Raw genomic sequence first — 26,735 nt, 5'->3', positions numbered from 1 at the left:
GCCCTTCTCAATCGAGAGGGGCCTTTATGATTTAGTTATTTAACATTTATTAAAAGACCATTAAAAAGGATTAAGGTGAAAAATGGTAAAATTAAACAAGTTATGAAGGAGGGACTCATCCTGATTGGAGATCAAATGAAAATTTGATCATTAAATGGCAATGGGGAGCTAAGATTAAGGCAGCCATCGTTACTGTTGAAAAAGGTGTGTACTAAATGTGGAAAGAGTACAGAGTCAGCTTAATATAAGTTCCAGAAGGCCAGAAATTTTTCTGTTGATAAGAATGCTGGCAAAGCCACTATTACTGACTTGTTCCTGCAAAATCTAAGCCCCTTACTTTTATGAATAGGGGCTTTTTATATTTCAAGTACATTCACTTAACAAGTGCATATGATAATTTTATAAACTGTGAAGGGTTGAGAAAAATGTACTATGCTCCTTATATCCATCCCCATCCCTATCAATATCAAAATTCTTATTATGTTAATGAACCAATGTATAACCATTTAAGAAATCCTGATTATTGGAGTGTAAATAATGTTAACCATTTGGGCTATTTACAATCATCAAATGGAAGAAATAATATTGAGGTAAAAGATTATGGACCAAAGCCATTTGTATTGAATATCAATGAGGGTACGAAACAAAACACTACCTACCGTACCGCCTTATGGACAGGAAAACATTTGCAAGTTACATTGATGAGTCTTAAAGTTGGTGAAGATATTGGTTTAGAAATTCACCCAAACGTTGACCAATTTTTACGTATTGAACAAGGTCAAGGGGTTGTTCAAATGGGCAATAGAAAGGATAATTTAAACTTTGTAAGAAACGTCTATGATGATTATGCAATAATGATACCTGCTGGCACATGGCATAATGTAGCCAATACAGGTAATATTCCTCTAAAGCTTTACTCGATATATGCTCCTCCTAATCATCCATTTGGTACTGTTCATGTTACCAAAGCAGATGCAGTGACTGCAGAAGAAGTGCAACGATTATGGCAATAGATCGTATATGCTTCAGCAAGAAAATGTATATATAGAGCAAAAGTATACAGATAGGGTTTTGACAGATTGGTTGACCCTTTTTATTTTGTAAGGTGAACAATTAGAAATCGAATGGAGATAATAAAACTACGGTATTATCTCCACAAGGTATCTCCATCTTTCAAAGCCCACTCTTATAGAGGGTCTTTTTTGGTTTTTATGATCAATACAAAAGAATAACGTGGATACCCTACACCTATTTTTGACTGCGAAACATTGAAAAGCCCCTACTTGCTTTGAGTAGGGACATTTTTTTTGATTCCATAAAGATAATGTAGGTCAACAGCTCAAGAATTTTTAAAATTTACGGGCACCGCATGATATTTGAGCTACCCGCCATTTTTAATCTTCAGCATCAATATAGTCTCTTGGAAAATTATTATTGAATTCTTTTTGATTGTTGCTTAGTACTTTATTTATGAAAAAAATTATTATTTTTAATAAAATATATATTGCTCACCTCGAATGCCGTCTCACTAACATCCTATGTTAATGAAAGTTCGACGGTCCCCAATATAAAGGGGGATTTGTGCCCCTACGTAAACAACTGTTATTCGGCAGAGAACCTGCACTTGTTGTAGTGAAGGGTGATTGTATTACGATAAAAAAGGAATGCCAAGTATTTTAAGCATTCCTATGCATTCAGATTTTGCTGCTGTTGCTCTCGTTTTCCGGTTTCTTTATGATTGCGTATGCCAGGTATCCTATTAAGCCGATAAATAATCCGGTGCCGCCTACAATATAAATCATTGTAAACACTTTTCCTAATGTTGTCTGCGGTTCAAAACTGGGATGCCCAACCGTGCTAAGAGTAACGATGCAGAAGTAAAGGGATTCAATCACAGATAGACCTTCCTGCTTAACATAGAAAATCGTGCCGGAAAATAACATAACGAGGACCAATACGAAAAGAACCTGGAAGTTCTTCAATTTAAAAGCGGACCAGAGCGCTTTTAGAAAACGTTTCAAGGTGAGGATAAATGAAATCATTGGTAATCGAATTTCCTTTCGGTTCATTACATTTTAAGTAAAGTGAATGAGTAAATCCTGATATTCGAGCTTGATCAGTTAATCATTCTACTATACAGGAATTCAGTTTAGATTGACAAAAAAACCTGTTTATTTTGATCTGGTTTGAACTAGAAGCGTTGGTAAACAATAGAAGGAGAAACTAAGTAAGAAGGGGGACAATCATGAAGCCACGTATTACTGTCATTACATTAGGTGTGGATGATTTGGAAAAATCGCTGGAATTCTATCGGGATGGCCTGGGATTTCAAACAGAAGGGATAGTGGGCAAAGAATTTGAGCATGGAGCCGTTGCCTTTTTCGACCTGCAAGAAGGCCTAAAACTTGCCATATGGAGTCGCAGGGATATAGCGCATGAGGCCAAGGTTCCTTTGTCTCCGACAAGTCCTACTGAATTTACCCTTGGTCACAATGTAGGCAGTAAAGAGGAAGTGAATATTGTGTTGGAAAAAGCAAAAAAAGCTGGCGCGATCATAACCGATCCGGCACATGACACTTTCTGGGGAGGATACTCTGCACACTTTCAAGACCCTGATGGACACCTTTGGGAAGTCGTTTGGAATCCGCAGTGGGATATCATAGAATCATGAATGTGATCCATTCATGTTGTTCTCGGTGAATAGAATCATGTTTAGAAAGCACCCTCATACCTCAAGTTTAAGGAGATCCCCGCAGGCGTAAGCCGGGCGGACCGCCCGCGGAGAGCGAGTACCTGGAGTGAATCAACGTTTAAATTGTAAAAATCATAAAAAAACTGTAGGCAAAATTGATTTTCATCGAGTTTGCCTACAGTATGAAACAAGCACTTTACCTAGGGGTTAAGTGCTTGTTTTTTATTGATGAATTCTCTACTTTTTGCAATCATTTCTTTATTCTTTTCAATCGCTTCGTTATTACTGTATTTCACCTGATTAACGGTCTCATTGTCTTCCATGTATTCAAGCAGTAAGTCTACCGCTTTATCCATCAGTCTTTCGATGGGGATACCTCTTTCTTCAGCCAAATTAGCGAGTCTATTAGTCAAGTGCGGATTGAGGGTAATGTTTATAGGTTTTTTCGTTTCAGAATTGAGAGGTCGTTCCACCTTCAGACTTTTAATCTATCATATACCTTTAATTGATGTTAAACAAATATAGTGTAGGGAAATGTAAGTAGGCATGGGCTTGTGCTTAATCGAAAGAAGCATTTTTGGGAAGATAAATTTCTGAACGCATTAGTAAGTCGTTGTTTTAATATTTGGATAACTACCTCAACTGGTTCTGTTGGCTTGAAATAAGGAAACAAATAGCATTTTATGAACGTCGAAATTTAAATCAAATCTCAATAGAAATGTTTAGTTGTGGTTAAAAGAAGACTTAATATGAGACATATATTTATTGCTTCCTGGGAGTTTCTTGATTTTGTTCCAGGCTTCAATCGCTTATTCACGACTTTTCCCTTGATTATTAGGGTCAGCAAAAAAATCACGAATAATTTATTGTATTCAAATTGAGGAGCAATATTTTTAACAAAAGATTTAGCGCCATTTCACACGTTAGGTCCATAAGAAAAAGGCTGCCGCAGCAACCTCTTAAACCCTCTATCAGCATGAATCACTTCGTTAGTTCTTTTGTGTTTTCTCGTGCAATTCCACGATTTCTATCCGACAAGATTTCTTTTGTTAAGGTTCATGAACATTAACAAAAGAAATATGCCATAGGGTCACTCAAAATTAGGATTCTCCGAAAAATTAAATTATACTAATGTTCAAGGCAGCAGCGAATGATACTGACACAAATTAACGTAGGATAATCATGATAGAAAACAAACAATTAATTAGCAAGATCAAAGGGGAGAAAAACATGCAAAGAGTCAATCTAACTGATGAGCTTAGTCTTTCACGAATTGTACACGGTATGTGGAGATTAGCGGATTGGAGATTTTCTACCGAGGAAATCCTATCTCTTATTGAACACGGAATGGATCGTGGCGTCACTACATATGATCACGCCGATATATATGGCAGTTATACGTGTGAGGAGATTTTTGGGAACGCACTTTCATTAAAGCCATCTTTACGCGATAAAATGGAGATCGTTACGAAATGTGGCATAGTTCTTCAATCAAAAAACCGTCCTTCCCATAAAAGTCACCATTATGACACTAGTAAAACCCATATCATAAGGTCTGTTGATCAATCTCTTATGAATCTTAAAACGGATTATATTGATTTATTACTTATCCATCGTCCTGATCCCCTGATGGACCCTGCGGAAACGGCTGAGGCGTTTAATCAATTAAAGGAATCAGGAAAGGTCCGTAACTTTGGAGTATCGAACTTCAAAAAACCGCAATGGGATATGCTTCAATCTTATCTAGAATATCCGCTTGTGACGAATCAGCTGGAGCTTTCTGCATATAATCTTGAAAACTTCGAAGACGGAACCATGAACTTATGTCAGGAAATGGGCGTGGCGCCGATGGCATGGTCACCGCTTGCAGGAGGAAGCATTTTTGAGGAGTCGAATGAAAAGGCTGTCCGCTTAAGAAAAACGTTAGAAATCGTAAAAGAAGAAATCGGGGCCAATGGAATAGATGAAGTGATGTATGCATGGCTGTTGAGACATCCTGCAAAAATCATTCCGATCGTTGGATCAGGTAAGAAAGAACGATTGGACAGCGCCATTGATTCACTAAACCTAAGCATGGAAAAAGAACAATGGTTTAACATTTTAACAAGCTCGATGGGACATGATATTCCGTAATGAATTGTACCGTTGAACAAGAATCCTTGCCTTCATTAATGGGGACCTCCGTAAAGAGGTCCCCATTATTAAATTTCAAACAATGACGAGATGGACTTTCACTTTTCAAAGCATGATTTTTGGTGAATTTTTTTAAGTGCTAATAAGATTTTGCCATATAATAAAAATACTATTTGATTTTCGAGGTGAAACAACATGAAAATCGGGGTAAGAGGCTCAAAATATTTTGTTGGAATCCATATCAATCCACTTTCCCATGTTTCCCAAACAATTCATTTCCGTTCAATATGATATGTGGAAGAAAGTAGTCTATTAATAGAAAATGCGGGAAAACAAACCGATCTATTACTGTTTTCAGGTTCCATACCTTTTTTATGGATATGAAAAGGTTAAAAGGAGCTTAATAGAAACTATTTATGTCCCATCTTCTGGACTTTCAGATAATTCTTGCCCCATACCTTCTATTTGACTTTCACTAACTGTGGTCTGGGTGAATTATAATGATCGTATTTTGCATCAAAACTCGTGTGAAAGCCGTTTTTCCATTTCTGTTATTGAAGGGCGCGCAGGCATTTTCAATGATGGAACCTCCTGATCATTCAAGCCAGTAGCAATGATAATTACTATAATTTCATCTTTTAAGTTTTCATTAATAACAGAACCGAAAATCATATTTAACTCTGAGTCTGCCTCGGAAGTAACAATATTTGCTGCCTCTTGTACTTCATATAGACTTATATTGGCGCCTGTGAGTTTCATTAGCACACCTTGGGCTCCGTCGATGGAAGTGTTAAGTAACGGACTGGAAATGGCTTTCTTTGCAGCTTCCGCAGCGCGATGTTTACCTGTTGCTCTGCCAATGCCTATTAAGGCAGACCCTTTATTGGACATGATTGTTTTCACGTCTGCAAAATCTATGTTGATTAAACCTGGTACAGCAATTAAATCCGATATACCTTGGATACTTTGGCGAATAACATTATCCGCTTCAAGAAATGCTTCAAGCATTGGTGTAGCTTTATGTAAAATCTCCAATAAGCGATCGTTTGGAATAACAATTAATGTGTCCACTGCTTTCTTCATTAAGGAGATTCCTCCTGCTGCTTGTGTTGCACGCTTATTGCCCTCAAACGCAAACGGAAGTGTTACAACGCCAATGGTTAGTATGTCAAGCTCACGGGCAATTTGAGCAATGGCAGGGGCAGCACCCGTTCCTATACCGCCGCCCATTCCGGCTGTAATGAGTACCATGTCTGTACCTTTTAATGCTTCTTGGATCTGCTCTTTGCTTTCTTTAACTGCTTGTTTACCTACCTCTGGATTTGCCCCTGATCCTAAACCTTTTGTCAATGTTGCACCGATTTGTATCTTGATCTCTGCTTTTGATATATTAAGAGCTTGTGCATCTGTATTAACAGCTATAAATTCTACACCTTTAACTCCATGTTCGATCATACGGTTAACGGCGTTATTTCCTCCGCCGCCAATACCAATTACTTTAATGTTGACTGATGAGTTTACACTTGTAACAAACTCCATTTATAAGACCTCCTAGTCATTGAAATTACCTTATTTCAAATTATTCAAATAAATAGCGGAAACAACACTCATTCTTTTATTAGAAATGTTTTGTCTTTCTTATATTTAGATTTAGTTAAAGAAAAAGGCATTGTCGTTAGCAGTCCCGTAAAGGAGACTTCTAACGACAATGCCTTTCATTGAACCCTTCCATTCTTTGTTAAAGGTGGTTGGGTTCGATATCCTAAAAAGGTAATCTTTGTTTTAATTCTAAGGTAATTCCACTTTTAAATCAATATATATACATTATTATAAACAAATACGTATTCATGAAGATGGCGACGACCATCAGATTAGAATTATTTACAGTGTGTAACCTAATAAGGTTAAAGATAATGATATCTTTAGGAGTTTTAAAAGTTGAAACTAACTGAGTTAAATTACCGTGCTGTATACCTTTAATTCATCAACAAGAAAATAGATAAGCAAAGATGCACCACTACATCTCATCTTTATTTTGTATATTTCCTACCGTCTGCACTCTACACACGCCGAATGTATCTCGCAACTCATTTTAAAAGAAGGCAACTAACCCTTGTGGTTGTTGCCTATTTTTGTTCTTCGAAAGGATTTACGAAGTTGTAATGAATACGTAGATTACCTTCAATACTACAGGTTATTTTATTCACTAACGAGTGCAAGACTTGAGGAGTTAAATTATCTAGTAATGAAACGTCTTTAAGCTTCTTGCCTAAATCAATTGCATAGTTCTCACTTTCACACTCTTCAAGTTTTTCTTGATACTCAATCTTGGCTGTTTCAAGTTCAGTTAATTCCTGATCTATCTGCTTTCTATATTCAACCAGTTCTTCTCGAGATATAATTTGGTCAGCGTACATATCAAGGTAATCTTTCTTTCTAGAACGTAATTTATTTGCTTTATTTTCGATTTTTGTTAGTTCCTTTGTAATCGAAACCTTCTTTTGATCCAATCTTTTATGTAGACTCTGTATAAACTCATCATCTTGAATGGATTGGAATAGTTGCTGCAAATCCTCTAGGATAATTTGTTTTAGTTCTTGTTCTCTGATAACAACTCTATTTAGACAGAACGTATCACCGTACTTAATATTTCCTCCGCATCTATACCCTTTTTGATTTGCCTTGTACCACATTCCTTTTTGGCAATTTTCACTGAATAAAACGTTCGTAAACAGATGCCTTTTTGGAGCGGTAGTTGTACGTGTTCTAGTTTGAAGCATTTTTTTCACTGCCTGAAATGTTTCTCTTGAGATGATAGCATCGTGTGTATCTTCTTGGATTGTAGTTTGGTCTACATCTAGAGTTCTTCGTTTAGTAGTTGTTACTGAAACTGTTTCAGTTCTGTTCTGAACAAGATCACCACAGTAATGTTGATTGTTTAAAATGTTTTTAATCGTTGTAGCGTGCCACAAAGGTGATGCGTTAGTCTTATTTGCAATTTGTGAAGGAGTAGGAATTTTTTCTGAAAAATTATCCTCAGATTAATAGAGATTTTAAGTTAAAAATTTATATTTGTGAAAATATAATAGACGAATTGGATACAATCTTTTAAAATTGTCCGGGCTTGAGCAATAGATTTTAATTAGGAAAAGAGCCGCAACCTTTATATAGGTTTCGATTTTTTTTGTGAATCACTTCATACTGGTGAAAATATACAAGATGGTGGGATTCTTTTATTAATCAGAGGAAAATAACTCTATCTTAGAAAGGTGGTAAATGGATTTGGAATTATTTCAGATAGTAAAGGGTGTTAGCGAAGAGCAATTGCATCCAAAATTTAAATTGTTAATAGAGAGTATTACTATGAATGACGAGCGAGATATTTTACTTGGCTGGACGGCAGGATTTGTGGATAGAGATAAAAAAATAGTAAGAGAATTTCAAGAAACATTTCATTCAAGTTTTTGGGAATTTTATTTAAACGCCTGTTTTAATGAAATGGCGTTTAAACTTGAACAGTCTTACAATAGGCCGGATTTTATTATCACATCTCCATACAAAATATATGTTGAGGCTGTAGTTTCAAATATTAAGCAGGGTGGAAGAGAAGAAAAAGATAGAGATTTAAATGATTTAATGGAAATGTTCATTCCTCCAAGTCAACAACCGGATTTTGCTGAAGTGTTAGATGAAGCTATAATTTAGCATTCCAATACCATAACATATAAAATAAATAAGTATTTTCAAGAATATTCTAAATGTGAGTGGATTGAAGAGGATGTTCCATTTGTGGTGGCTATGAGTTCTTATGATCAGGTAAATTATGGACGAGAATATATTTATCCTATGATGGCATTGCTTTACGGATTGTATTATGTACCAGAAGAAAACCATTACATAAAAAGGGATACAGTTGTTAAGCCTGAAACAGGAGCAAAAATTCCTATTGGAATATTTAATTCTGATAAATATAGTAATATTTCAGCAATTATTTATTCTTGTACTACAACTTTAGGGAAATTAACTTCTCTGGCACTATCATCAGGAAAAAGTTCTACAAATATAGTATACAATCTTAGAAGGGATTATGAAGATAATGATATTCCGTACAAATTACAGGTCGTAAATAAAGAAGTTCCAGAATTATTGACAGATGGACTTTTTATTTTTCATAATCCATATGCAAAAAATAAATTGGATATTGCCTGTTTTGAAGATACTAACATAACACAATATTTTATAGAAAATGGAGAAATTAAGTTTACAAGCAATACCTATCCAATTGTAACGAGGCTTAATATTCCTAGACTTCTTCAGCCAGGTTTTGAAATGCTGATTCAAGAATATCTACGGCAATATAATAATGTTTCCCCAAATGATTTTTATAATATTTCAAATCCACAAAAAGGGAAGATTAATTTTGATATTATGTGTCGTGTTTGTTTTTTTGTAAAAGTTTCAGGGAGAAACCAACCAGTAATATTTTATTATGAGCGACCACAATTTATCCCAGATGATGTCTTAACAAGGGAAGCGTTAGAAAATTTTGCTGATATGCGAGATAACAAAATAGAGAATATTTAAGAATTGATAGGTATTTATATAGCTAGAACAGAAGAGGAATATAATTCTATTGAACTTTAGAAAATCCATTGGTGTTTACCAATGACCCTCACCCTAATTTAAACAAGCAAAGGTCGTTTTTTTGATGATTTAAATTTATCTTCCCTTATTATTAACAATCAGATTTAAATAAATACTTCTTCCATTTAGTTATTAGTATTCAACCATCCCGTGCTCGTTGCAATATGCAAGGTGGGTTGTGGCACGTTTCGTGGTGAAACGGTTGGTAAAGCGAGACCTGGGCGACTCAGAAGTGCATTTGATACACTTGCTGGTACTACAAAATAATGGCGGCTCCAAACGCAAAAAAGGAGTTTTCAATTAATGCCAATTCTACCCCTAAAGTGAAGGGTGAATTCTGGGCTTCACCACCACAAAGAACGAACAACATTTCGTAAAGTTTACATACAATCACTTAAAAGATAACGGCGGTTTACTTAAATAAGACTAAAGCTCTTCCCTTAATCAAGTAGAGAGGAGTTTAGTACAATAAATTAAGAAAATTGGCACAGAAAAGCTCGTTTTATGATATAGTTAATTTTTACCAAATAATAAAACCAAATGATTATTAGGGGGGGAATAGTATGACCACAATTAGAGAAATAATTGGTGGGATTTCGGTTGAGCAAAAGAAGGAAATTCTTGAACTTGTAAGCAATAATTTTGAAGATGTTAGTGCATTTGTTATTCAAAGAAATTCACCTTTTTATGAATATGTAAGGGTCCTTGAAATAACTAGAACAGAAATGTATCTAGACAAATTGAAAACAGCTGAGCCTGAGAAAACATACTTAATAGTTGCTGAGGATTCTGGAAAGATTATTGGCTATATATTATTCAATAGAGATTCTACCTGTTTTGACGATGCATCTATATGTAGTACCGTTGTATCTGAAAAATATCGCAATCTAGGGATCTTTACTAAAATGATGGATTTACTTAAGGTTAAAACTAAATGTATAACACTAAGTTGCTTTATTGATAAAGTTAATTTCTATCAAAAATTTGATTTTAGGGTTGATGGAACATTTGAAACTCAAGTTGCGATGACTTATGGCACATATGGTGGAAAGGGTGATTTTAAGGCAGCTATTGATACTGATGTGGTAGGTTCCAGTAAACCTTGTCTTGACGAGATAAGGAAGCTTCAGAAATCTTTAGGAGAATCCTTTCAACAAGAGTATATTAAAGTGATGTTAGAAAGTGATAAAGAAAAATCAAAAGTGAAAGAATTTGTTGAAGATAATAGTAGAATTAATTAACACATTAATTTATTTGTTATCATTACAAGAGGCTATTTTGATTTTAAATATAGTTATTTGGTTTGAAACTACTGTTCTTAAAGTATCGGTTGCGTTAGTTTAACAAGTGTGTTAACTGAGAGAAAAAAACCTTAAGAATGTTGATAAACCCACCAACATCTTTTGTGTTGTCAAATACACTCCACACATTTTGAAATTGTTTTAAAATAAGTAAAAAACAGCCTAATCGCTGGTGTGATTAGGTTTTTATTGTTAAAGATCAGTAAATCTGGGTATACAGAAACAAAGGAAACACTGAGTAAAGTGAAAAACTGAATTGGATAATTTGGTGATATCTTAGAAAAAACACAGAAAAAGCTTCAAGCGTCTAGCAATGAATTGAAAAATGTGACGTGTAAAAAGATAACCATCGAAAGACGTTTAAGCAAAGTTCAAAAGTTTCCTGTTAATGATACTGACTTCATTCTTTCTTAGCATATTTTTTATACAGATTATATCTGTAGTTGATCCCTAAGTGTTAGAATATAACTAGAAATAATTACAATAAGTGGATATTTTATATAATAGTTGAGTTATTGCTAGAATGACCTTCGCAAATTATTAAGGGAGGAATAGTGGTGAAAAAATTAGTTTTTATGACGCTTTTCTTATTTCTTATCTCTGCTTGTAGTACTAGCACCAGTGGCAACGCCAACAGGGAGTATGTTAAAAAGTTAGATAAAGCCCAGAGTAATATGGAAGAATACGCAAATGATAATTTTGACATCGTTCAAGACTATCTAGATGTTTGGTACAATGATCTTAACAGCCGTTTAGCATTTAACAATGGAAGAATTGGCGTAATAGGTAAATATAATCAGTACGTTGAAAAAGGGGATATCAAAGTAAGCTTGGACCGACATAAAAAAATGGAAAAAACCATCAATGAACTAAAAGATACTCCATCAGGCTATGAAAAAGTGTATGAGAGTTTGGTAGAAATGTTTGAAGCATACGATAAGTCTGCCATTCTTGCTACCAATCCAGCGTATTATTTAGTAGATGGCGGTGTGAACGATTATGAAATTTTTTCTAAAGAAGCCGAAAATACGAACGAACTCTTTAGAGATACTAACGATAAAGCCGAGGTATTAATTGAAGGAAAAAAATAATTGACCTTTGATATCCAAAAGTAGTGAGGAGTTTTTCGAGATAAATATAATTATGTATACAATGTTAGTGGACTAACTTCTTCCAGGCGAGTAATGCAAGATAAAATAAAATAATGACCTACTGTTATTGAATCAATTAATATTTTAGAAGAAAGAATTTATTTTAAAAGAAGAGTATAACGGATATTACTCTAATTAAAAAGTAGTCTTCATAACCACTGCGGGTTTATATAGCTTTTAAAAAATTTGTATAAAGAAAAAGCAGAAACTGTAAATAGTTTCTGCTTTTTCTATGGGAGTGTTGGTTCATTAATTAAGGTAATCGTTACTTTAGGAGACAATTGAAACAAGGTTTCCTGATAATGTAATCGTTTGGAAATGTAGAAAATGATTGCTGCTAGGTATTTTGTTAATGTTTAATTAAGGTTGTATACAGGCAAAAGGAATATTGACTACTTGAGAGGGGGACCGTTTTAATATGGATATATTTGCAACAAGACTAAAAGAATTAAGGTTAACGAATGACTATACTATGCAAGCTCTTGGTGAAAAGTTGGGAGTAGGAAAGTCTGCAATAGCTGCATATGAGTCAGGTGAGAAGAAACCACCAATATCTAGATTAAAAGAGATTGCAGAAATTATGGGAGTGTCTACAGATTTTCTACTGGGAAATACAGAGGACCCTATAAATAAAGAAATGACCAGAAATTTAGCAGTATTACTCAAAGAGCCAAATGATTTTCATTACAATGGTATTCCGTTATCTGAAGACGATATAAAATTATTCAAATGTATCCTTGAAAGAATGCTAATAGGTCCTAGAAATAAGAATAATTAATCTTCCAAAAATATTTCAGCTAAACCGTTAAACAGTGGTGGGTGCAGTCGGTTTTTTTATTTTCTATTTAAAGTTCGGTTATATTATAAGGTTAAAAAACTCTTCAAAATTTTTAAAAAAGTACTAATATCCATTCTTGTAATAAGAATAATAAAATATGTTTGGAGTGAAAAATTAATGAAAGAAATTATTAAGGAAAGGATTTTGAAGTGCGTCGGAGATTTTCCGAGTGCTGCAAGCTTTCGGATATCGAATCTTATCTTGAGGAAGTTGGAATACCCTATAAAGGGGAGGTAATATTTAATATGTCTGGAAATCCCAGCATCTTTTTATGGAAAGGAATGTCTGAAAGATTATTTAAAAGCTATAGAGGAATTAATCTTAGACATAAGATTGTACCTGTAAAAACAAATATGTGGCCTATATGATGAGAGATACAAAAATTTTTAAGCGAGTTGCTAAGAACCCAAAGTATCATTATAAAAATATACATTGGCTACCTGTGGTATTTAAAATTCAAGTCAAACAAATTCCATAGTGATGTTGATAAACCCACCAACATCTTGTGTGTTGTCAATTACAGTCGATACATATAGTATGTGGGAACATAGTTTACACCTAAAATAATTTTAATGTTGTGAAAATTTAGGGGTGAAATGATTCTGATTCTTATTTTGAATAAACTAAAACAGACAGGAAAATATTTATCCTGTCTGTTTTTTGCCTCTTAAATAACTACGGTGAAGCGTACCGTAAGTAATATAATGAGGCTTTTACGCATATAAAGAAAAAACAGTATCAGATTCTTTAATTAAAATTCAAAACATAAACAATCAATGTTCTCTTAATAGTCCATACAGCAAATCCTTCCTCCGCTTGTGATTTTATTGTGAGATTAAAGAAAAATGATAGGTAGAAGGTGACGAATATGGAAGCAATCGTCCTGGCTGCTGGATATTCCAGCCGAGCGAATGCATTTAAAATGACTTTGCCGATGGGGCAAATGAGCGTGTTGGAGCAAACGATCTCTAAATTTGAAGGATTATGCAACAAGGTCATCGTCGTAGCTGGATTTCAAGCGGAAATCATCCAAGAGGAAATTGTCAAAATTATCAGTGAAAATGCTTATTCATTTCAGATCAAGTTTGTTTATAATGAAAACTTTAACCAGGGAATGTTTCATTCCATTCAAAAGGGCTGCAACGAAGTAAATGACCCAACCTTCTTTATAACACCCGGCGATTGTCCGCTTGTAAAAAAAGAGACTGTTCAGCTACTAGCAAAACACAAAGGAAACGTGGTTATTCCCAGCTTTGACTTTAAAGGCGGCCATCCCATTAAATTATCAAGCGAAGTGAAACAGAAAATTCTCGAAACCAATCCAGAAAGTAATTTGCGTGTGGTCCTGGGCGGTTACGAAAAGCAATACATGAATGTAGATGATGCGGGAGTATTAATGGATGTTGATACACCGGAGGATTACCAAAAAGCCATTGATTATGATAATGCTTTAAATTTCTCGAAGTAAAAATAAAAATAAAAACTACGAAAATCTTGAATAGAAATGAATCATAAAAGATCATTCTCATTGATAAAATCATTGGAAGAGGTTTCTATTCAGAATATGTCCCATTAAAAAAATGAGTCGAAGGGTGTTGTTGCAATGAATCTCAAAGACATAAGCACCTCAGTGCCCAAAAAGGACCATAAAGGTAAAGTATCGGGCCAGTTGCCCTATATTAGTGACGTAAAAGTGGAAAATATGGTTTATGGTGTTTTGTATCGATCGCCAATTGCTTATGGAAAAATCATATCCATTCAATTACCTAACCTTCCAGAAGGGTATGAAGCTGTTGGAGCAGAGCATATCCCCGGACCGAATTATGTCAAAATTATCAAAGAAGATCAGCCCATTTTTGCCAATGAGTGGGTCAATTATATTGGTGAGCCAATTCTCATGCTCACGGGCAAAGACCTGGATATCCTGTACAGTTTGTTAAATGAAGTGAAGGTTGAATTTGAAGAACATCAGGCTATCTATACATTGGACGAAGCAATCAAGCAAAAATCAGTATCCTTAGTTTTGGCAAGCTATGAATTTGGGGAAAGCTTAGAAAACATTTCAGCTATCGAGCAGGGAGCCCATCAAATCATCGAAGAAGAATATGATACGGGTTATCAGGAGCATGTCTATCTTGAGCCGCAAGGAATGCTCGCCGTTTATAAGGATGATGAAATTGTCGTCCAGGGATCGATGCAATGTCTTTATTATATAAAAAATGCATTGCTAAGCGCATTAGCCTGTGGTGACGATGAAGTCAGGGTTGTTCAAAGTCCTACCGGCGGAGGTTTTGGTGGCAAAGAAGATTATCCTTCTATGATGGCTTGTCACGTAGCCGTTGCCGCAAGAGCAGTAAAAAAATCGGTAATGCTCGTGTTCGACCGTTCTGAGGATATGCTGGTAACGACGAAAAGGCATCCGGCCAAACTCAAATATCGGACGGCCCTTGATAAGGAAGGAAATATTTTGAGCATGTGTGTTGACATCTTTCTCGATGGAGGGGCAAATGTTGGATTGAGCTCTGTCGTGCTGCAGCGCGCATTATTAAACAGTGCCGGTGTTTATAAAATTCCGCATTTTCATGCAAAAGGCTATGTCTTAAAAACCAATACCGTTCCGAACGGCGCCTTCAGAGGCTTTGGTGCTCCTCAAAGCTTTGCCGGAATCGAAAGTCATATTGGACATCTTAGTAAACTGGCAAAAATCGACCCGCTTGAATATAAACGAAAATACCTCGTCAAACAAGGAGACCCCACCATCACCAAAGGTAAATTCCGCGACCCGATATTAGTGGAAGATATGATTGAGGACGTACTCAACGTGTCAGAATACAACAAGAAAAAAGAAGACTTTCAGCGCTTAAATCAACAAAATCAGCGCTATAAAAAAGGCATAGGAACTTCGCTGTTCCTCCACGGCTGTGGATTTACTGGCAGTGGCGAAAGAGATCATATTAAAGCAAAGGTGAAACTGGTTAAATCAAAGGACGACCAGGTATCACTAAAAATCTCAAACTCTGATATGGGACAAGGTATTTTGACGACGTTGTGTAAAATTGTCGCCAAAGAACTTAATCTCCCGTTCGAAGATATTTTGTACCCTTATCCCGACACAAAAGAGGTTCCCGACTCGGGTCCGACCGTAGCTTCCAGGACGACGATGATTGTCGGAAAATTGCTTGAGCGGGCCGCAAAAAAACTTAAGAATCAGTGGCAAACAGGGGTGGAACAGGAAGTGGTTGAGCACTATGTTCACCGTGAAATGATTCCTTGGGACGAGAAAACCTTCACTGGAGATGCCTACCCGGCTTATTCATGGGGCGTTAATATCGTTGAAGTAGAAGTTGATACGTTAACAGGTAATTTAAAGTTAGAAAAAGTATACGGCAATTATGAAGTTGGGAAGGTCATCGATGAACGGATTATGAAAGGCCAAATTGACGGTGGTTTGGCTCAAGGGCTAGCATACGGTTATCTAGAAAAGATGACGTCAAAACAAGGTAGAATCCAACAAAAAAGCATATCGGATTATGGACCGCCGACTTCATTGGATATTGTTTCAATTGAAAGCAAGGTCTTTGATAACCCCTATGCTGATGGTCCATACGGGGCGAAGGGTGCAGGTGAATTGACTTTAATCGGAGGCGCTCCAGCAGTCCAAGCTGCGATTGAGGATGCCCTGCACACTTCTTTTCAGCAAATTCCGATTACACCGGAAGTCATTATTGAAAGTCTTTGGATGAAAGAAGGTGAAGAGGGTTGATTAAATTCACACTAAATGGAAGAACGGTAGAAACTGACGCCCCTGCTACAGCAAGATTACTAGATTTATTAAGAGATGAGTTTGAGTTAATCGGAACAAAGGAAGGCTGTGGTGAAGGGGAGTGCGGAGCCTGCAGTGTTTTTGTGAATAACCTCCTGCAAAACAGCTGCCTTATTCCAATTGGCTCGATTGCTGGTGCCGATATTCAAACGATCGAAGGCATCATTGAAACGGAACAATTTAAAATTTTAGATGAAAGCTATTCCATAGCCGGGGGAGTGCAATGCGGCTATTGCATACCGGGAATGATTATGGCAAGTGCAGCTTTGTTATCTGAAAATCCTCATCCTTCAGAGGCTGAAATTCGTGAGGGCATCTCCGGAAATCTGTGCCGATGTACGGGCTACAATATGATTGTTGAGGCGATTAACCTAGCAGCTAAAAAAGGTGATGGCTTATGATAGAGAAAATAACAGCGTATCGCTTCGAGCGTTTAGACGAAACTTTGAGCCAATTGAATAGAGAAGATTGTGCAATCATAGCCGGGGGCACCGATGTTATGGTTCTTCACAAAAGTAGAAGAGGAGTACCTCCAAAAATCCCTAAACCGATTGTTTTTATTAATCATCTTTCCGAATTAAAGCAGGTGTATCAACATCACAAGGATCTCCACATCGGGGCCTGCTGTACCTATAGTGAATTACTTGAAAATCCGTTGATTCCTTTTGCTTTAAAGAATGCAATTAAAACAATTGCTGCCCCGGCAATTAGAAACCGGGGAACATTAGGCGGTAATATTTGCAACGCCTCTCCAGCCGGTGACATGCTTCCTTTATTATATGTATACAATGCAAAGCTTCTGTTGCGCTCCGTAAATGGTGATCGCATGGTTGCGATTAGCGATTTTATTCAAGGTCCACGACAGGTTCAACGCTTTCACAATGAAATAGTAACGGAGATTATTCTGCCGTTCGTATTAGGAGATTCACATGTCGTTTTCGAGAAAGTCGGCAACCGCAACGCAGATGCCATTGCCAAAGTATCGTTTGCGGGTTTCGTCCGGATAAGCAAAGATCGAATCGATGACATTCGATTTGCCTTCGGGGCGGTCGGACCTACGATGGTTCGTTCCATTGATATTGAGAGGAAGCTGGTTGGAAAAACGATACCATTAGCCGATGCAGACATTGCTGAAATTGTGGCAGCCTTCGATAAGATCATTAGACCAATCGACGATCAACGCTCCACTGCGGCATACAGAAAAACCGTCGCGTTACATCTTTTACGTTATTTTCTTAGCATGAAGCAATATCAACCGAATTAATGTTTAAAGATAGGGGGGAGCTTTTCATGCAGCTAATGGAAAAAGTGGCCATGCTGACGCGTCAAAACGAAACCTTTGCTTTAGCCATGATTATTGAATCAAAGGGCTCGACTCCCAGGCATGTTGGAAAAATGATTGTCTACCGGGATGGTACCATTGAAGGGACTGTCGGAGGGGGCTTGGCTGAACACTATGTGATCGAAGATTGTGTAAAGGCGATCCAAGATGGCCAATCGAAAATCGTTGAATATAAATTGAATAAACATGCAAAAGACGGAATTCAGATGAATTGTGGCGGCACGTTACGGGTCTTTATTGAAGTCTATACGAGCAGGCCTGAACTCATTCTGGCTGGGGCCGGTCATTTAGGCCATGCGTTGGCAAAGCTCGCTGATTTCCTTGAATATCCTTATTGCATTGTCGATGATCGCGTTGGTTATTGTACAAAGGAACGCTTTCCGAATGCGACAAACCTTTTTGTGAACGAGGATATTGGAAAGGCTTTGCTCGCAGCCAACCTAAATGAAAAATCATATGTGGTAATTGTTACAAAAGATTGTGATGATATTGTATTAAAAACGGCACTGCAATTTCCGATTGCATATGTTGGGATGGTAGCCAGTAAACGCAAGGTCATAAGCATATTTGAAAAGTTAAAAAGTGAAGGGGTCACGCAAGAACAGTTGGAGCAGGTCCATTCTCCAATCGGATTGGAAATTGACTCGGAAACATCAGAAGAAATTGCCATCAGTATTATCGGTCAAATCATCAAATTAAGCAAGGAAAAAAAGCCTGTAAAAGTGAAACAATTAAATAGATAAGTAGAAAGGTCAGATAAAGCTAAAATCAAAATTTCTAATAGACAATTAGGTCAGTCCCCACTGTGTTAAAGTATTAACTCAGTGGGGACTGACCCTTTTTCTTTAGATAAAAGCTAGAAGCAGGCCCTTGCTCTTCAGAGTGGGCTTTTTGTCGTTTTGATTAATTCATTAATATGGTAGGAATATTTTACTTTATATGCTACTACTATCATACTATACACAAAGGAAAACTCCTGGAGGGATTTTGTATGGGGATATTAGATGGACTTATGGGAAACGGGTTCTGGTGCAAAGATTACATCCATTGGAAAAAGGTATATAGATTCCTATAGAATCAACTATTATGCAGCCATTCCAAATAGTGATGAATGAACTTCACTTGATTTTGGACAGACTTGTTCTGTAAAGTAAGCTGTCCTTTTTTAATGATATGTATCGCTCTATGGATGAGAGTGCATAACATAGTTTGAAATGATAGCTGATAGGTAGTGCAAGTATCGAAAAAGAAAATTTACCCTGAAGAAAAGAAGTGAATTAAATGGCTGAGCCTTTAAAGGATTTATATAATGAAACGTTCATTCGTGAATTCGGTGAAAAAGTAAAGGGTGTCCATCCGTCCTTCTCTACTGAATCGTTTATAGGGGAAGTGATTGATGAGCATTGGGACGAGAGGAAGTTAAAAGAACGAATAAGGCACATTTCCATTACTCTTGGAAAGCATCTTCCAAGTGATTATCAAGAGGCTTTGGATATTTTGTATCGGCTTGATAAGGATTGTGAAGGGTTTAGATATTTATTTTTCCCGGATTTTGTAGAGGTGCATGGATTGAATAAGAAAGATTGGCCGTTATCGCTAGATGCGTTGGAGCGTTTTACAGCAAGGTCATCCTCTGAGTTTGCAATCCGTGCTTTTATCTTGCTTGATCCCGTTTTAATGATCGAGAAGATGAAGGAATGGACCAATCATGATGATGAGCATGTCCGCAGGCTGGCTAGTGAGGGATGCAGACCCAGGTTACCTTGGGGGCAAGCTTTACCGATGTTCAAATCCGATCCGGCACCAGTTTTGGGATTACTTGAGAACCTGAAAAACGACCCGTCCCTATATGTTCGCAAAAGTGTGGCCAATAACTTGAATGATATTGCCAGAGATAATCCGAATGTCGTCATAGAAACTGCCAAGCGTTGGCATGAAAGCGGAGAACCTAACACGATTTGGATTGTCCGACGGGGATGCAGGACCCTAGTTCGCCAAGCAGATCCTGAGGTCCTTTCATTATTTGGATACATGGATGTATTAAATAATCCGAGTATCATTACAAACGCATTTATTAGAAATGAACCAGACTCTATTTTTATCGGGGAAACCAGTGAACTTCATTTCGGGTTACAAGTGCATGTGAAGAATATAGCGAAGCTTCGTATTGAGTACGCCATCGATTTTGTAAAAGCGAATCAGAAAACGTCTCGCAAAATATTCCTACTGGCAGATAGGAATTTCTCAGATGGTGAAGAAGTTGAAAGAGTGAGGATTCACAATTGGAAAGACCTGACGACACGGCGACATTACATGGGAATCCATCGAATATCACTTCTTGTAAATGGTGTGGAAGTTGCAGAAACGCAAGTGAAACTAAATGATGGATGATAAAGGTTATTGAAAAGTGTGGGAGATCTTAATAACAATACCAGCACTTATAGCTGACAAAAACGAGGAACCTGAGAGTTCCTCGTTTTTAATTATTTCCTGATAGTGAAACGTAGTTACTTTTCATTCTTTCTCTCATAACACATTAAAAAGCAATCAAATCCAAAAAGTTGGATAGCTCCGATTGCTGCGCAAATTATTAATTAACAACGCCAGTAAAACGATTATCACAGCACCAGTTAAAACAGGCGTAAATAAATAACTCCAGCTATACTGGCCAAGCATGACTACAAGTGGGTCTGCCCCAGCAGGTGGGTGCGTCGTTTTTGTTAGCATCATTACCGCAATTGCTAATCCGACAGCCAAGCCGATTGCCCAAGGTTCATCGCCAAAAAAATGATAGGAAGCTAAACCTACGAATGTTGAAACAAAATGACCGCCTATAATATTACGCGGTTGTGATAATGGTGCGTTCCACAGACCGAACGCCAGCACACAGCTGGCACCAAATGGAGCCATTAACCACACTGCTGATGTTATTTTTGTTAAGAGAATTAAGGCGAATATAGTTAAAAATCCCCCAATCAACCCCGTTATTGCGTCCTTTACATTTATTTGTAAAGGGCTTCTTCCTTTTCCCTTCATCTTCGATAAATAATGAATATGAAAATAGCGTTTTTCTTTATGCCTCGCGGCTGAAATACGGTCCAAAGTGAACCCTCCTTTTTTATATAATTAGACTTTACATGAAATAAACTAACCTGTCAAAATTAATTTAATGGTTAGTTTAAAAATCCAAAAAAAAAGCCAACTCAATGTGTCAATAAGAGGAGGTTCAGAATAGTTTCATCCCGAATCATTTTACGGTTTTATGAAATCCTAAATGGATTTGAAGAAATTTACGACACTCCTGCCGAATGACTGGCTAGCCAAGACCCCACAGTCGCTCGCTTTGGGGAGGCTTGGCAGACAGTCGGCGGAAAGGGAGCGGATTTCTTAAATCAACTGGAACCATTTTGTAATGAAAAAAATGCAGGCAACCAGCTTACTTCAAATTTGTTTACATTCTGACAAACTTATTTAATAAGGTAGATCTTCATTAATCATCAGATTTCCGGTGTTGAAATCGGGCTACCTTTTTCCTATTCCCGCATATTTTCATTGAACACCATTTGCGTCTTCCGCTTTCATCGATAAATAACAGGACGCAATCATCATTCGAGCATCGCTTTAATGATGATAGCTTATTTTTTTCAATTAAAGTTAATGAGTCAAAGGCAATATAGGATTGCAGGATATCTTCCGCTTCTCCAACAGGTATGGGAACCAGTTTTTGATCACTTAATTTATATGTGAAAGGCGATTTTTCGATTTTTTTTTCTAAATAGGCGATAAACTCATCAGGAATCGGATTCCCATCTGCTATTAATTCAAATTGTTTTCTTAAAATAGTACGCATTTCTAGAATGCCTGCAAATACTCGTTGAATTCTCTCTTTAATTTTTGATGATAATTGATTATCCAAATATGAGTTATTCCCTTTTATTACAGTAAGCCAGTCCAGCACATCACGTTCTGATAGTAATAAGTCTTGCCGTTGGCCACGACTGACCAGTTCCGTATTCACTAAATCCAGAGAAATATTACCTGATATAAGTGGAAATTTATTAGTTTCAGACATAAGTTCATCTCCCATTCCTTGCTAAATTCTAACCATTAAAATATTAATTGAGGGGTTATATCTTCATTATACCTTATTTCTGAATTTTTCAGCTACTCGTCTTAAATTACGGGTTAATATGGATGTTATCAAACATCCATATTAGCAATAACAGAATTGCAATTGAAAGTACATGATAATCAATCCTTTTAAAGTGAGGAAAAAAGTTATTGACAAAGCCTGTACGTACAGGATAATATGAAAGCGTATACAGAACCTATACGTACAGGTTATAAAAACAACTATATTTTGCTTTCTAGGGAAAGGAAGTAGTGAAATGGGTAAATACACAGAACCAGCAACGGATTTGCTCCAACATGTCGGAGGGAAAGAAAATATTGCGACGGTTACGCATTGTGCGACAAGAATGCGTTTTGCGTTGAAAGATCCCGCCAAGGCGGATGTAACGAATATCGAATCGATTAAGCTTGTGAAAGGAACGTTTACACAAGCTGGCCAGTTCCAGGTCATAATCGGGAACGAAGTATCATCGTTTTATAATGAATTCGTTTCCATAGCTGGACTTCAGGAAGCGTCAAAAGAAGATGTGAAAAATGCAGCAAAACAGAATATGAGCTGGCTGCAGCGTATGATTGCACATCTTGCGGATATTTTCACCCCGCTAATTCCTGCCATAGTCGTTGGCGGACTCATTCTGGGTTTCCGCAATATTATTGGGGATATAAAAATGTTCGATGACAGCACAAAGACCCTTGTGGATATTTCACAATTTTGGGCAGGGGTACACGCCTTCCTTTGGCTGATAGGTGAAGCCATTTTTCATTTTCTTCCTGTTGGGATTACATGGTCGATCTCGAAGAAAATGGGCACGACTCAAATTCTCGGCATCGTCCTTGGTTTGACCCTGGTTTCCCCACAGCTTCTTAATGCATATGCAGTGGCAAACACAAAGGCAAGTGACATACCTTTTTGGGATTTCGGTTTTGCCCAAGTCGATATGATCGGCTACCAGGCACAAGTCATCCCAGCGATACTTGCAGGGTTCGTCTTGGCGTATTTAGAACGGTTCTTGAGAGATAAAGTGCACAATTCCATTTCCATGATCGTCGTTCCATTTTTCGCTTTACTTCCAACTGTAATCATTGCCCATACCATTCTGGGGCCAATAGGCTGGAAAATCGGTTCTGTCATTTCTACGGTTGTATATTCCGGATTGACTTCATCAGTTGGCTGGCTGTTTGCTGCCGTTTTCGGCTTTGCCTATGCACCGCTTGTCATCACAGGCCTGCATCATATGACCAACGCAATCGATCTTCAGCTTATGAGTGAACTTGGCGGTACGAACCTATGGCCAATGATCGCATTATCCAATATTGCACAAGGTACGGCAGTGCTAGCAATGATTTACATCAACAGAAAAGACCAGGAGGAAAGACAGGTTTCCATACCTGCCACGATTTCATGTTATCTCGGTGTAACCGAGCCAGCCATGTTCGGAATTAACTTGAAATACGGCTTTCCGTTCTTAGCGGGTATGATCGGTTCACTTTTTGCAGGCATCGTTTCAGTGGGGTCTGGAGTAATGGCAAACTCAATCGGTGTTGGAGGGATTCCAGGTATCCTATCCATCCAGCCGCAGCATATGGGAATGTTTGCACTCGCGATGCTGGTTGCATTCGTTGTGCCATTCATTTTGACCATAGCATTCTCCAAGCGTCCTAATATGAACTTGAAAACAAGAACGAAAACAACGAAATTAAATGCTTAATAACGCGGAGGGAGAGCATTCTCCCTCTTTTTTTACCATACTGGCAAAAGATACATCAGGGATAGCAGGGGAGGAATTACAATGAAGGATTTTAAAAATAGTACGATCTATCAAATTTATCCGAAGTCATTTAAGGACTCGAACGGTGACGGCATCGGGGACATAAATGGTGTGATAGAAAAACTTGATTATTTGAGTATACTGGGAGTGGATTATATTTGGCTGACCCCTTTTTATCGTTCACCTCAAAATGATAATGGATATGATGTAGCGGATTATACATCCATTGATCCTGTTTTTGGGACGATGGATGATTTCGAAAGATTGGTGAAGGAGGCTAATTCGCGGGGTATCCAAATCATGTTGGATATGGTATTCAACCATACATCAACAGAGCATGAATGGTTCCAAAAAGCATTGGCTGGAGAGAAAGAATATAAGGACTATTATATTTTCAAGAAATCGAAAAATGGTGAGCCCCCTACGAATTGGATTTCGAAATTCGGAGGCCCTGCATGGGAATATGTAGCGGAACATGATGAATACTACCTCCATTTGTTCGATCGGACACAAGCTGACCTTAATTGGGAAAATCCCAGAGTGAGGCAGGAAATCTTCAATGTAGTAAACTTCTGGCTGGATAAAGGTGTCAAAGGATTCCGTTTGGATGTCATCAATCTTATTTCGAAACCTGACATCTATGAAAATGACAAAGATGGAGATGGACGATGCTTTTATACAGACGGTCCCAAGATTCATCAATTCCTAAAAGAGATGAATGAAGAAACTTTCGGGAAGGATGAAGAGGTGATGACTGTAGGGGAGATGTCATCGACGACCATTGACCATTGCATCAAATATTCATCTCCAGTTGAAAAGGAGCTGTCGATGGTATTCAGTTTTCATCATCTAAAGGTGGATTATAAGGATGGGGAAAAGTGGTCACTTGCAGATTTTGACTTCAGTCAGTTAAAGGAAATCCTAAGCAGCTGGCAATATGGGATGCAAGAAGGAAATGGATGGAATGCCCTGTTCTGGTGTAACCATGACCAGCCGAGGATCGTATCCAGGTTTGGGAATGATCAAGAGTATCACAAGGAATCGGCCAAGATGCTGGCAACAGCGATTCATATGCTTAGGGGAACCCCTTATATTTATCAAGGGGAGGAAATAGGGATGACCAACCCGAAATTCAATGATATTGGACAATATCGGGACGTGGAATCGATTAATTATTACAATATTTTAAAAGAGGCAGGCAAGGAAGAAAAGGAAATAATCGAAATCCTTCAAGCTAAATCCCGTGATAACTCGAGAACTCCCATGCAGTGGGGTAATGCGGAACATGCAGGCTTTACAAAAGGGACTCCATGGATTGCAGTGCCTGATAATGCCAAAATCATCAATGCTGAACACGCACTGATGGATCAGGATTCCATTTTTCATCATTACCAAAAACTTATATTCTTACGCAAGAAACATGATATCATTGCATATGGGGACTATCAGGAAATTCTTGGCGACCATGACCAATTGTACGCTTATGTACGCAGTTATGAAGACGAGAAACTTTTGGTCGTCAATAACTTTTATGCAAAAGAAACGGTCTTCGAAATTCCAAAGGATATAGACCTATCCGGATACAACTCAGAGCTCCTTCTCTCAAACTATATCGATTCGAAAGAACATGCAGGTGATTTTATCCTTCGTCCCTATGAATCGGTGGTCTATTTGTTGAAAAAGGACGAGTAGCAGACTAAGAAAAATATATTGTGGTGATGAAATGAACAGCAAATACCTATCGCTATATGGTGATATCGTTTCAAAAATTGAAGAAGGAACCTTTCCGACAAATTCAAAGCTTCCTTCCGAAAGCAGCTTCATGGAAGAGTATGACATATCCAGGGATACTGTGAGAAAATCCTTACAGTTGCTTGAACAAAATGGATATATCCATAAAATCAAAGGCAAGGGTTCCTTTGTCTTGGATTTCAGCAAATTTAATTTTCCTGTAGCAGGCTTGATTTCCTATAAAGAAATGGTGGAAAAGTTGAATTTGCATTCCAAAACGATCATCCACAAGTTGGAGCTTGAGACCCCCGACTCAAAAATGGCCAAGCTTCTAGACTTAACTGATGATGGTGAAATATGGAAGGTGTTCCGGGTACGCCAAATCAATGGGAAGAAAATCATACTGGACAAAGACTATTTCAAAAGCGAATTCGTAACTAACCTGACCAAGGAAATTTGTGAGGATTCTATTTATGGATATATCGAAAAGGATCTCGGGCTCCAGATTGGTTTTTCCAACAAGGAAATTACCGTGGAGCCATGCAGTGATGAAGATAAACAATTATTGGACATTGAAGACTTCGATATGGTGGCAGTTGTGAAAAGTACGGTCCATTTAATCGATGGAAGCTTGTTTCAATATAGCGAATCCAGGCATAGACCCGATAAATTCAAGTTCACTGACTTTGCACGAAGGACTTGGTGAAGGTTAAGGAAGAAATGAAGGACTGACTCTTGAAAGTTCAGTCCCATTCAAAATGAGAACCCCGCCGTTGAAGATATTTTTATTTTTGAACGAGCGGGGAGATGAGGAGAGTCAAACTTAAGTTGACTCTCCTTCCGCTTGTTTAGTGGTATGGGAAGCATTTAGTAAAATCACTCCGCCAATGATTAATACTAAACCGCCTAATGTAGTGATACTAAATGGCTCGTTCCATAATAGTACGCCAATCATTGCCGTTAAAGCTGTGCCTATTCCTGACCAAATGGCATATGCTAAGCTTAATGGAATTGTTTTAAGACATAAAGATAAGCTATAAAATGCAATGCTAAACCCAATTATAACCCCAAATGAAGCGAATAAATGAGTAAAGCCTTCAGACAACTTAAGCATGGTCGTACCAAATACTTCACTAATGATTGATATTCCTAAGGCTATGTATCCCTTCATATTATTACC

General features: G+C 37.5%; 24 protein-coding genes and 1 pseudogene. 17 read left to right on the top strand and 8 right to left on the bottom strand.

Going from position 1 to position 26,735, the window contains the following annotated elements:
* Nucleotides 1-425 precede the first annotated feature (425 nt).
* Nucleotides 426-1,013, top strand: coding sequence for a cupin domain-containing protein (locus ACQKMF_RS10485; RefSeq protein WP_264896952.1), 588 nt, complete (start codon nt 426-428; stop codon nt 1,011-1,013).
* A gap of 681 nt (nt 1,014-1,694) precedes the next feature.
* Here ACQKMF_RS10485 and ACQKMF_RS10480 read toward each other — a convergent pair.
* Nucleotides 1,695-2,042, bottom strand: a complete 348-nt coding sequence (locus ACQKMF_RS10480) for a potassium channel family protein (protein ID WP_402942069.1) — start codon at nt 2,040-2,042, stop codon at nt 1,695-1,697.
* A gap of 203 nt (nt 2,043-2,245) precedes the next feature.
* Between ACQKMF_RS10480 and ACQKMF_RS10475 the strand changes: the two genes are divergently transcribed.
* Entirely contained in the window at nt 2,246-2,671 is a 426-nt protein-coding gene (locus ACQKMF_RS10475; RefSeq protein WP_427572957.1) for a VOC family protein, read from the top strand.
* A 221-nt stretch (nt 2,672-2,892) separates the two neighbouring features.
* On the opposite strand, the gene ACQKMF_RS10470 is transcribed toward ACQKMF_RS10475, so the two are convergent.
* On the bottom strand, nt 2,893-3,165 hold the full coding sequence (locus tag ACQKMF_RS10470) for a ribbon-helix-helix domain-containing protein (RefSeq protein WP_427572955.1): 273 nt from the start codon (nt 3,163-3,165) through the stop codon (nt 2,893-2,895).
* 757 nt (nt 3,166-3,922) lie between these two features.
* On the opposite strand from ACQKMF_RS10470, the gene ACQKMF_RS10465 reads away from it, so the two are divergent.
* Complete coding sequence (locus tag ACQKMF_RS10465; RefSeq protein WP_427572953.1) at nt 3,923-4,825, top strand: aldo/keto reductase; 903 nt, start codon at nt 3,923-3,925, stop codon at nt 4,823-4,825.
* Between the two features lie 516 nt (nt 4,826-5,341).
* Here ACQKMF_RS10465 and ftsZ read toward each other — a convergent pair.
* Both ftsZ and ACQKMF_RS10455 read right to left on the bottom strand, forming a co-directional pair.
* Nucleotides 5,342-6,364: a cell division protein FtsZ gene (gene ftsZ, locus ACQKMF_RS10460; RefSeq protein ID WP_427572951.1), complete on the bottom strand. Its 1,023-nt coding sequence runs from the start codon at nt 6,362-6,364 to the stop codon at nt 5,342-5,344.
* A 587-nt stretch (nt 6,365-6,951) separates the two neighbouring features.
* The gene (locus tag ACQKMF_RS10455; RefSeq protein WP_427573188.1) at nt 6,952-7,842 is read right to left on the bottom strand and encodes a recombinase family protein; all 891 of its coding nucleotides are present in this window, start codon (nt 7,840-7,842) and stop codon (nt 6,952-6,954) included.
* A 265-nt stretch (nt 7,843-8,107) separates the two neighbouring features.
* On the opposite strand from ACQKMF_RS10455, the gene ACQKMF_RS10450 reads away from it, so the two are divergent.
* From ACQKMF_RS10450 to ACQKMF_RS10405, 10 genes are all read left to right on the top strand, one after another.
* A complete protein-coding gene (locus tag ACQKMF_RS10450; RefSeq protein WP_427572949.1) occupies nt 8,108-8,530 on the top strand; it encodes a hypothetical protein in 423 nt (140 codons plus the stop codon).
* 84 nt (nt 8,531-8,614) lie between these two features.
* Nucleotides 8,615-9,409, top strand: a complete 795-nt coding sequence (locus ACQKMF_RS10445) for a hypothetical protein (RefSeq protein ID WP_427572947.1) — start codon at nt 8,615-8,617, stop codon at nt 9,407-9,409.
* Nucleotides 9,410-10,032: 623 nt separating this feature from the next.
* A complete protein-coding gene (locus ACQKMF_RS10440) occupies nt 10,033-10,710 on the top strand; it encodes a GNAT family N-acetyltransferase (protein ID WP_427572945.1) in 678 nt (225 codons plus the stop codon).
* 617 nt (nt 10,711-11,327) lie between these two features.
* Nucleotides 11,328-11,861 carry a hypothetical protein gene (locus tag ACQKMF_RS10435; RefSeq protein WP_427572943.1) on the top strand — a complete coding sequence of 178 codons (534 nt, stop codon included), beginning with the start codon at nt 11,328-11,330 and terminating at the stop codon, nt 11,859-11,861.
* 478 nt (nt 11,862-12,339) lie between these two features.
* Nucleotides 12,340-12,699: a helix-turn-helix domain-containing protein gene (locus ACQKMF_RS10430; RefSeq protein ID WP_427572941.1), complete on the top strand. Its 360-nt coding sequence runs from the start codon at nt 12,340-12,342 to the stop codon at nt 12,697-12,699.
* A 928-nt stretch (nt 12,700-13,627) separates the two neighbouring features.
* A complete protein-coding gene (locus tag ACQKMF_RS10425; RefSeq protein WP_427572939.1) occupies nt 13,628-14,227 on the top strand; it encodes a nucleotidyltransferase family protein in 600 nt (199 codons plus the stop codon).
* Nucleotides 14,228-14,362: 135 nt separating this feature from the next.
* A complete protein-coding gene (locus ACQKMF_RS10420) occupies nt 14,363-16,522 on the top strand; it encodes a xanthine dehydrogenase family protein molybdopterin-binding subunit (protein ID WP_101221627.1) in 2,160 nt (719 codons plus the stop codon).
* The gene (locus ACQKMF_RS10415) at nt 16,519-16,983 is read left to right on the top strand and encodes a (2Fe-2S)-binding protein (RefSeq protein ID WP_034312987.1); all 465 of its coding nucleotides are present in this window, start codon (nt 16,519-16,521) and stop codon (nt 16,981-16,983) included. The genes ACQKMF_RS10420 and ACQKMF_RS10415 overlap by 4 nt, the downstream gene beginning before the upstream one ends.
* Entirely contained in the window at nt 16,980-17,846 is an 867-nt protein-coding gene (locus ACQKMF_RS10410) for an FAD binding domain-containing protein (RefSeq protein WP_427572937.1), read from the top strand. Before ACQKMF_RS10415 ends, ACQKMF_RS10410 begins: the two co-directional genes overlap by 4 nt.
* 26 nt (nt 17,847-17,872) lie before the next feature.
* Nucleotides 17,873-18,667, top strand: coding sequence for an XdhC family protein (locus ACQKMF_RS10405; RefSeq protein WP_427572935.1), 795 nt, complete (start codon nt 17,873-17,875; stop codon nt 18,665-18,667).
* Nucleotides 18,668-19,008: 341 nt separating this feature from the next.
* Here ACQKMF_RS10405 and ACQKMF_RS10400 read toward each other — a convergent pair.
* Nucleotides 19,009-19,106, bottom strand: a pseudogene (locus ACQKMF_RS10400) (IS6 family transposase); the annotation flags it as partial.
* A gap of 99 nt (nt 19,107-19,205) precedes the next feature.
* On the opposite strand from ACQKMF_RS10400, the gene ACQKMF_RS10395 reads away from it, so the two are divergent.
* Nucleotides 19,206-20,315, top strand: coding sequence for a hypothetical protein (locus tag ACQKMF_RS10395; RefSeq protein WP_402942089.1), 1,110 nt, complete (start codon nt 19,206-19,208; stop codon nt 20,313-20,315).
* A 156-nt stretch (nt 20,316-20,471) separates the two neighbouring features.
* Here ACQKMF_RS10395 and ACQKMF_RS10390 read toward each other — a convergent pair whose 3' ends face one another.
* Both ACQKMF_RS10390 and ACQKMF_RS10385 read right to left on the bottom strand, forming a co-directional pair.
* Nucleotides 20,472-21,026: an HPP family protein gene (locus tag ACQKMF_RS10390; RefSeq protein ID WP_063234631.1), complete on the bottom strand. Its 555-nt coding sequence runs from the start codon at nt 21,024-21,026 to the stop codon at nt 20,472-20,474.
* Nucleotides 21,027-21,414: 388 nt separating this feature from the next.
* Nucleotides 21,415-21,996 (bottom strand): CGNR zinc finger domain-containing protein, encoded by a 582-nt coding sequence (locus tag ACQKMF_RS10385; RefSeq protein ID WP_402942091.1) that lies wholly within the window; start codon nt 21,994-21,996, stop codon nt 21,415-21,417.
* A gap of 316 nt (nt 21,997-22,312) precedes the next feature.
* Between ACQKMF_RS10385 and treP the strand changes: the two genes are divergently transcribed.
* From treP to treR, 3 genes are all read left to right on the top strand, one after another.
* Nucleotides 22,313-23,764 (top strand): PTS system trehalose-specific EIIBC component, encoded by a 1,452-nt coding sequence (treP, locus tag ACQKMF_RS10380; RefSeq protein WP_101221630.1) that lies wholly within the window; start codon nt 22,313-22,315, stop codon nt 23,762-23,764.
* 81 nt (nt 23,765-23,845) lie between these two features.
* Nucleotides 23,846-25,516, top strand: coding sequence for an alpha,alpha-phosphotrehalase (treC, locus tag ACQKMF_RS10375; RefSeq protein WP_427572931.1), 1,671 nt, complete (start codon nt 23,846-23,848; stop codon nt 25,514-25,516).
* A gap of 31 nt (nt 25,517-25,547) precedes the next feature.
* The gene (gene treR / locus ACQKMF_RS10370) at nt 25,548-26,261 is read left to right on the top strand and encodes a trehalose operon repressor (RefSeq protein ID WP_427572929.1); all 714 of its coding nucleotides are present in this window, start codon (nt 25,548-25,550) and stop codon (nt 26,259-26,261) included.
* A gap of 117 nt (nt 26,262-26,378) precedes the next feature.
* Here treR and ACQKMF_RS10365 read toward each other — a convergent pair whose 3' ends face one another.
* Nucleotides 26,379-26,726, bottom strand: coding sequence for a DMT family transporter (locus ACQKMF_RS10365; RefSeq protein WP_427572927.1), 348 nt, complete (start codon nt 26,724-26,726; stop codon nt 26,379-26,381).
* Nucleotides 26,727-26,735: the final 9 nt, after the last annotated feature.

This window comes from Peribacillus sp. NPDC101480, from assembly GCF_050277335.1.
In the GTDB taxonomy this organism is placed as follows: Bacteria; Bacillota; Bacilli; order Bacillales; family DSM-1321; genus Peribacillus.
This window is presented reverse-complemented; position numbering and strand designations above follow the sequence as displayed.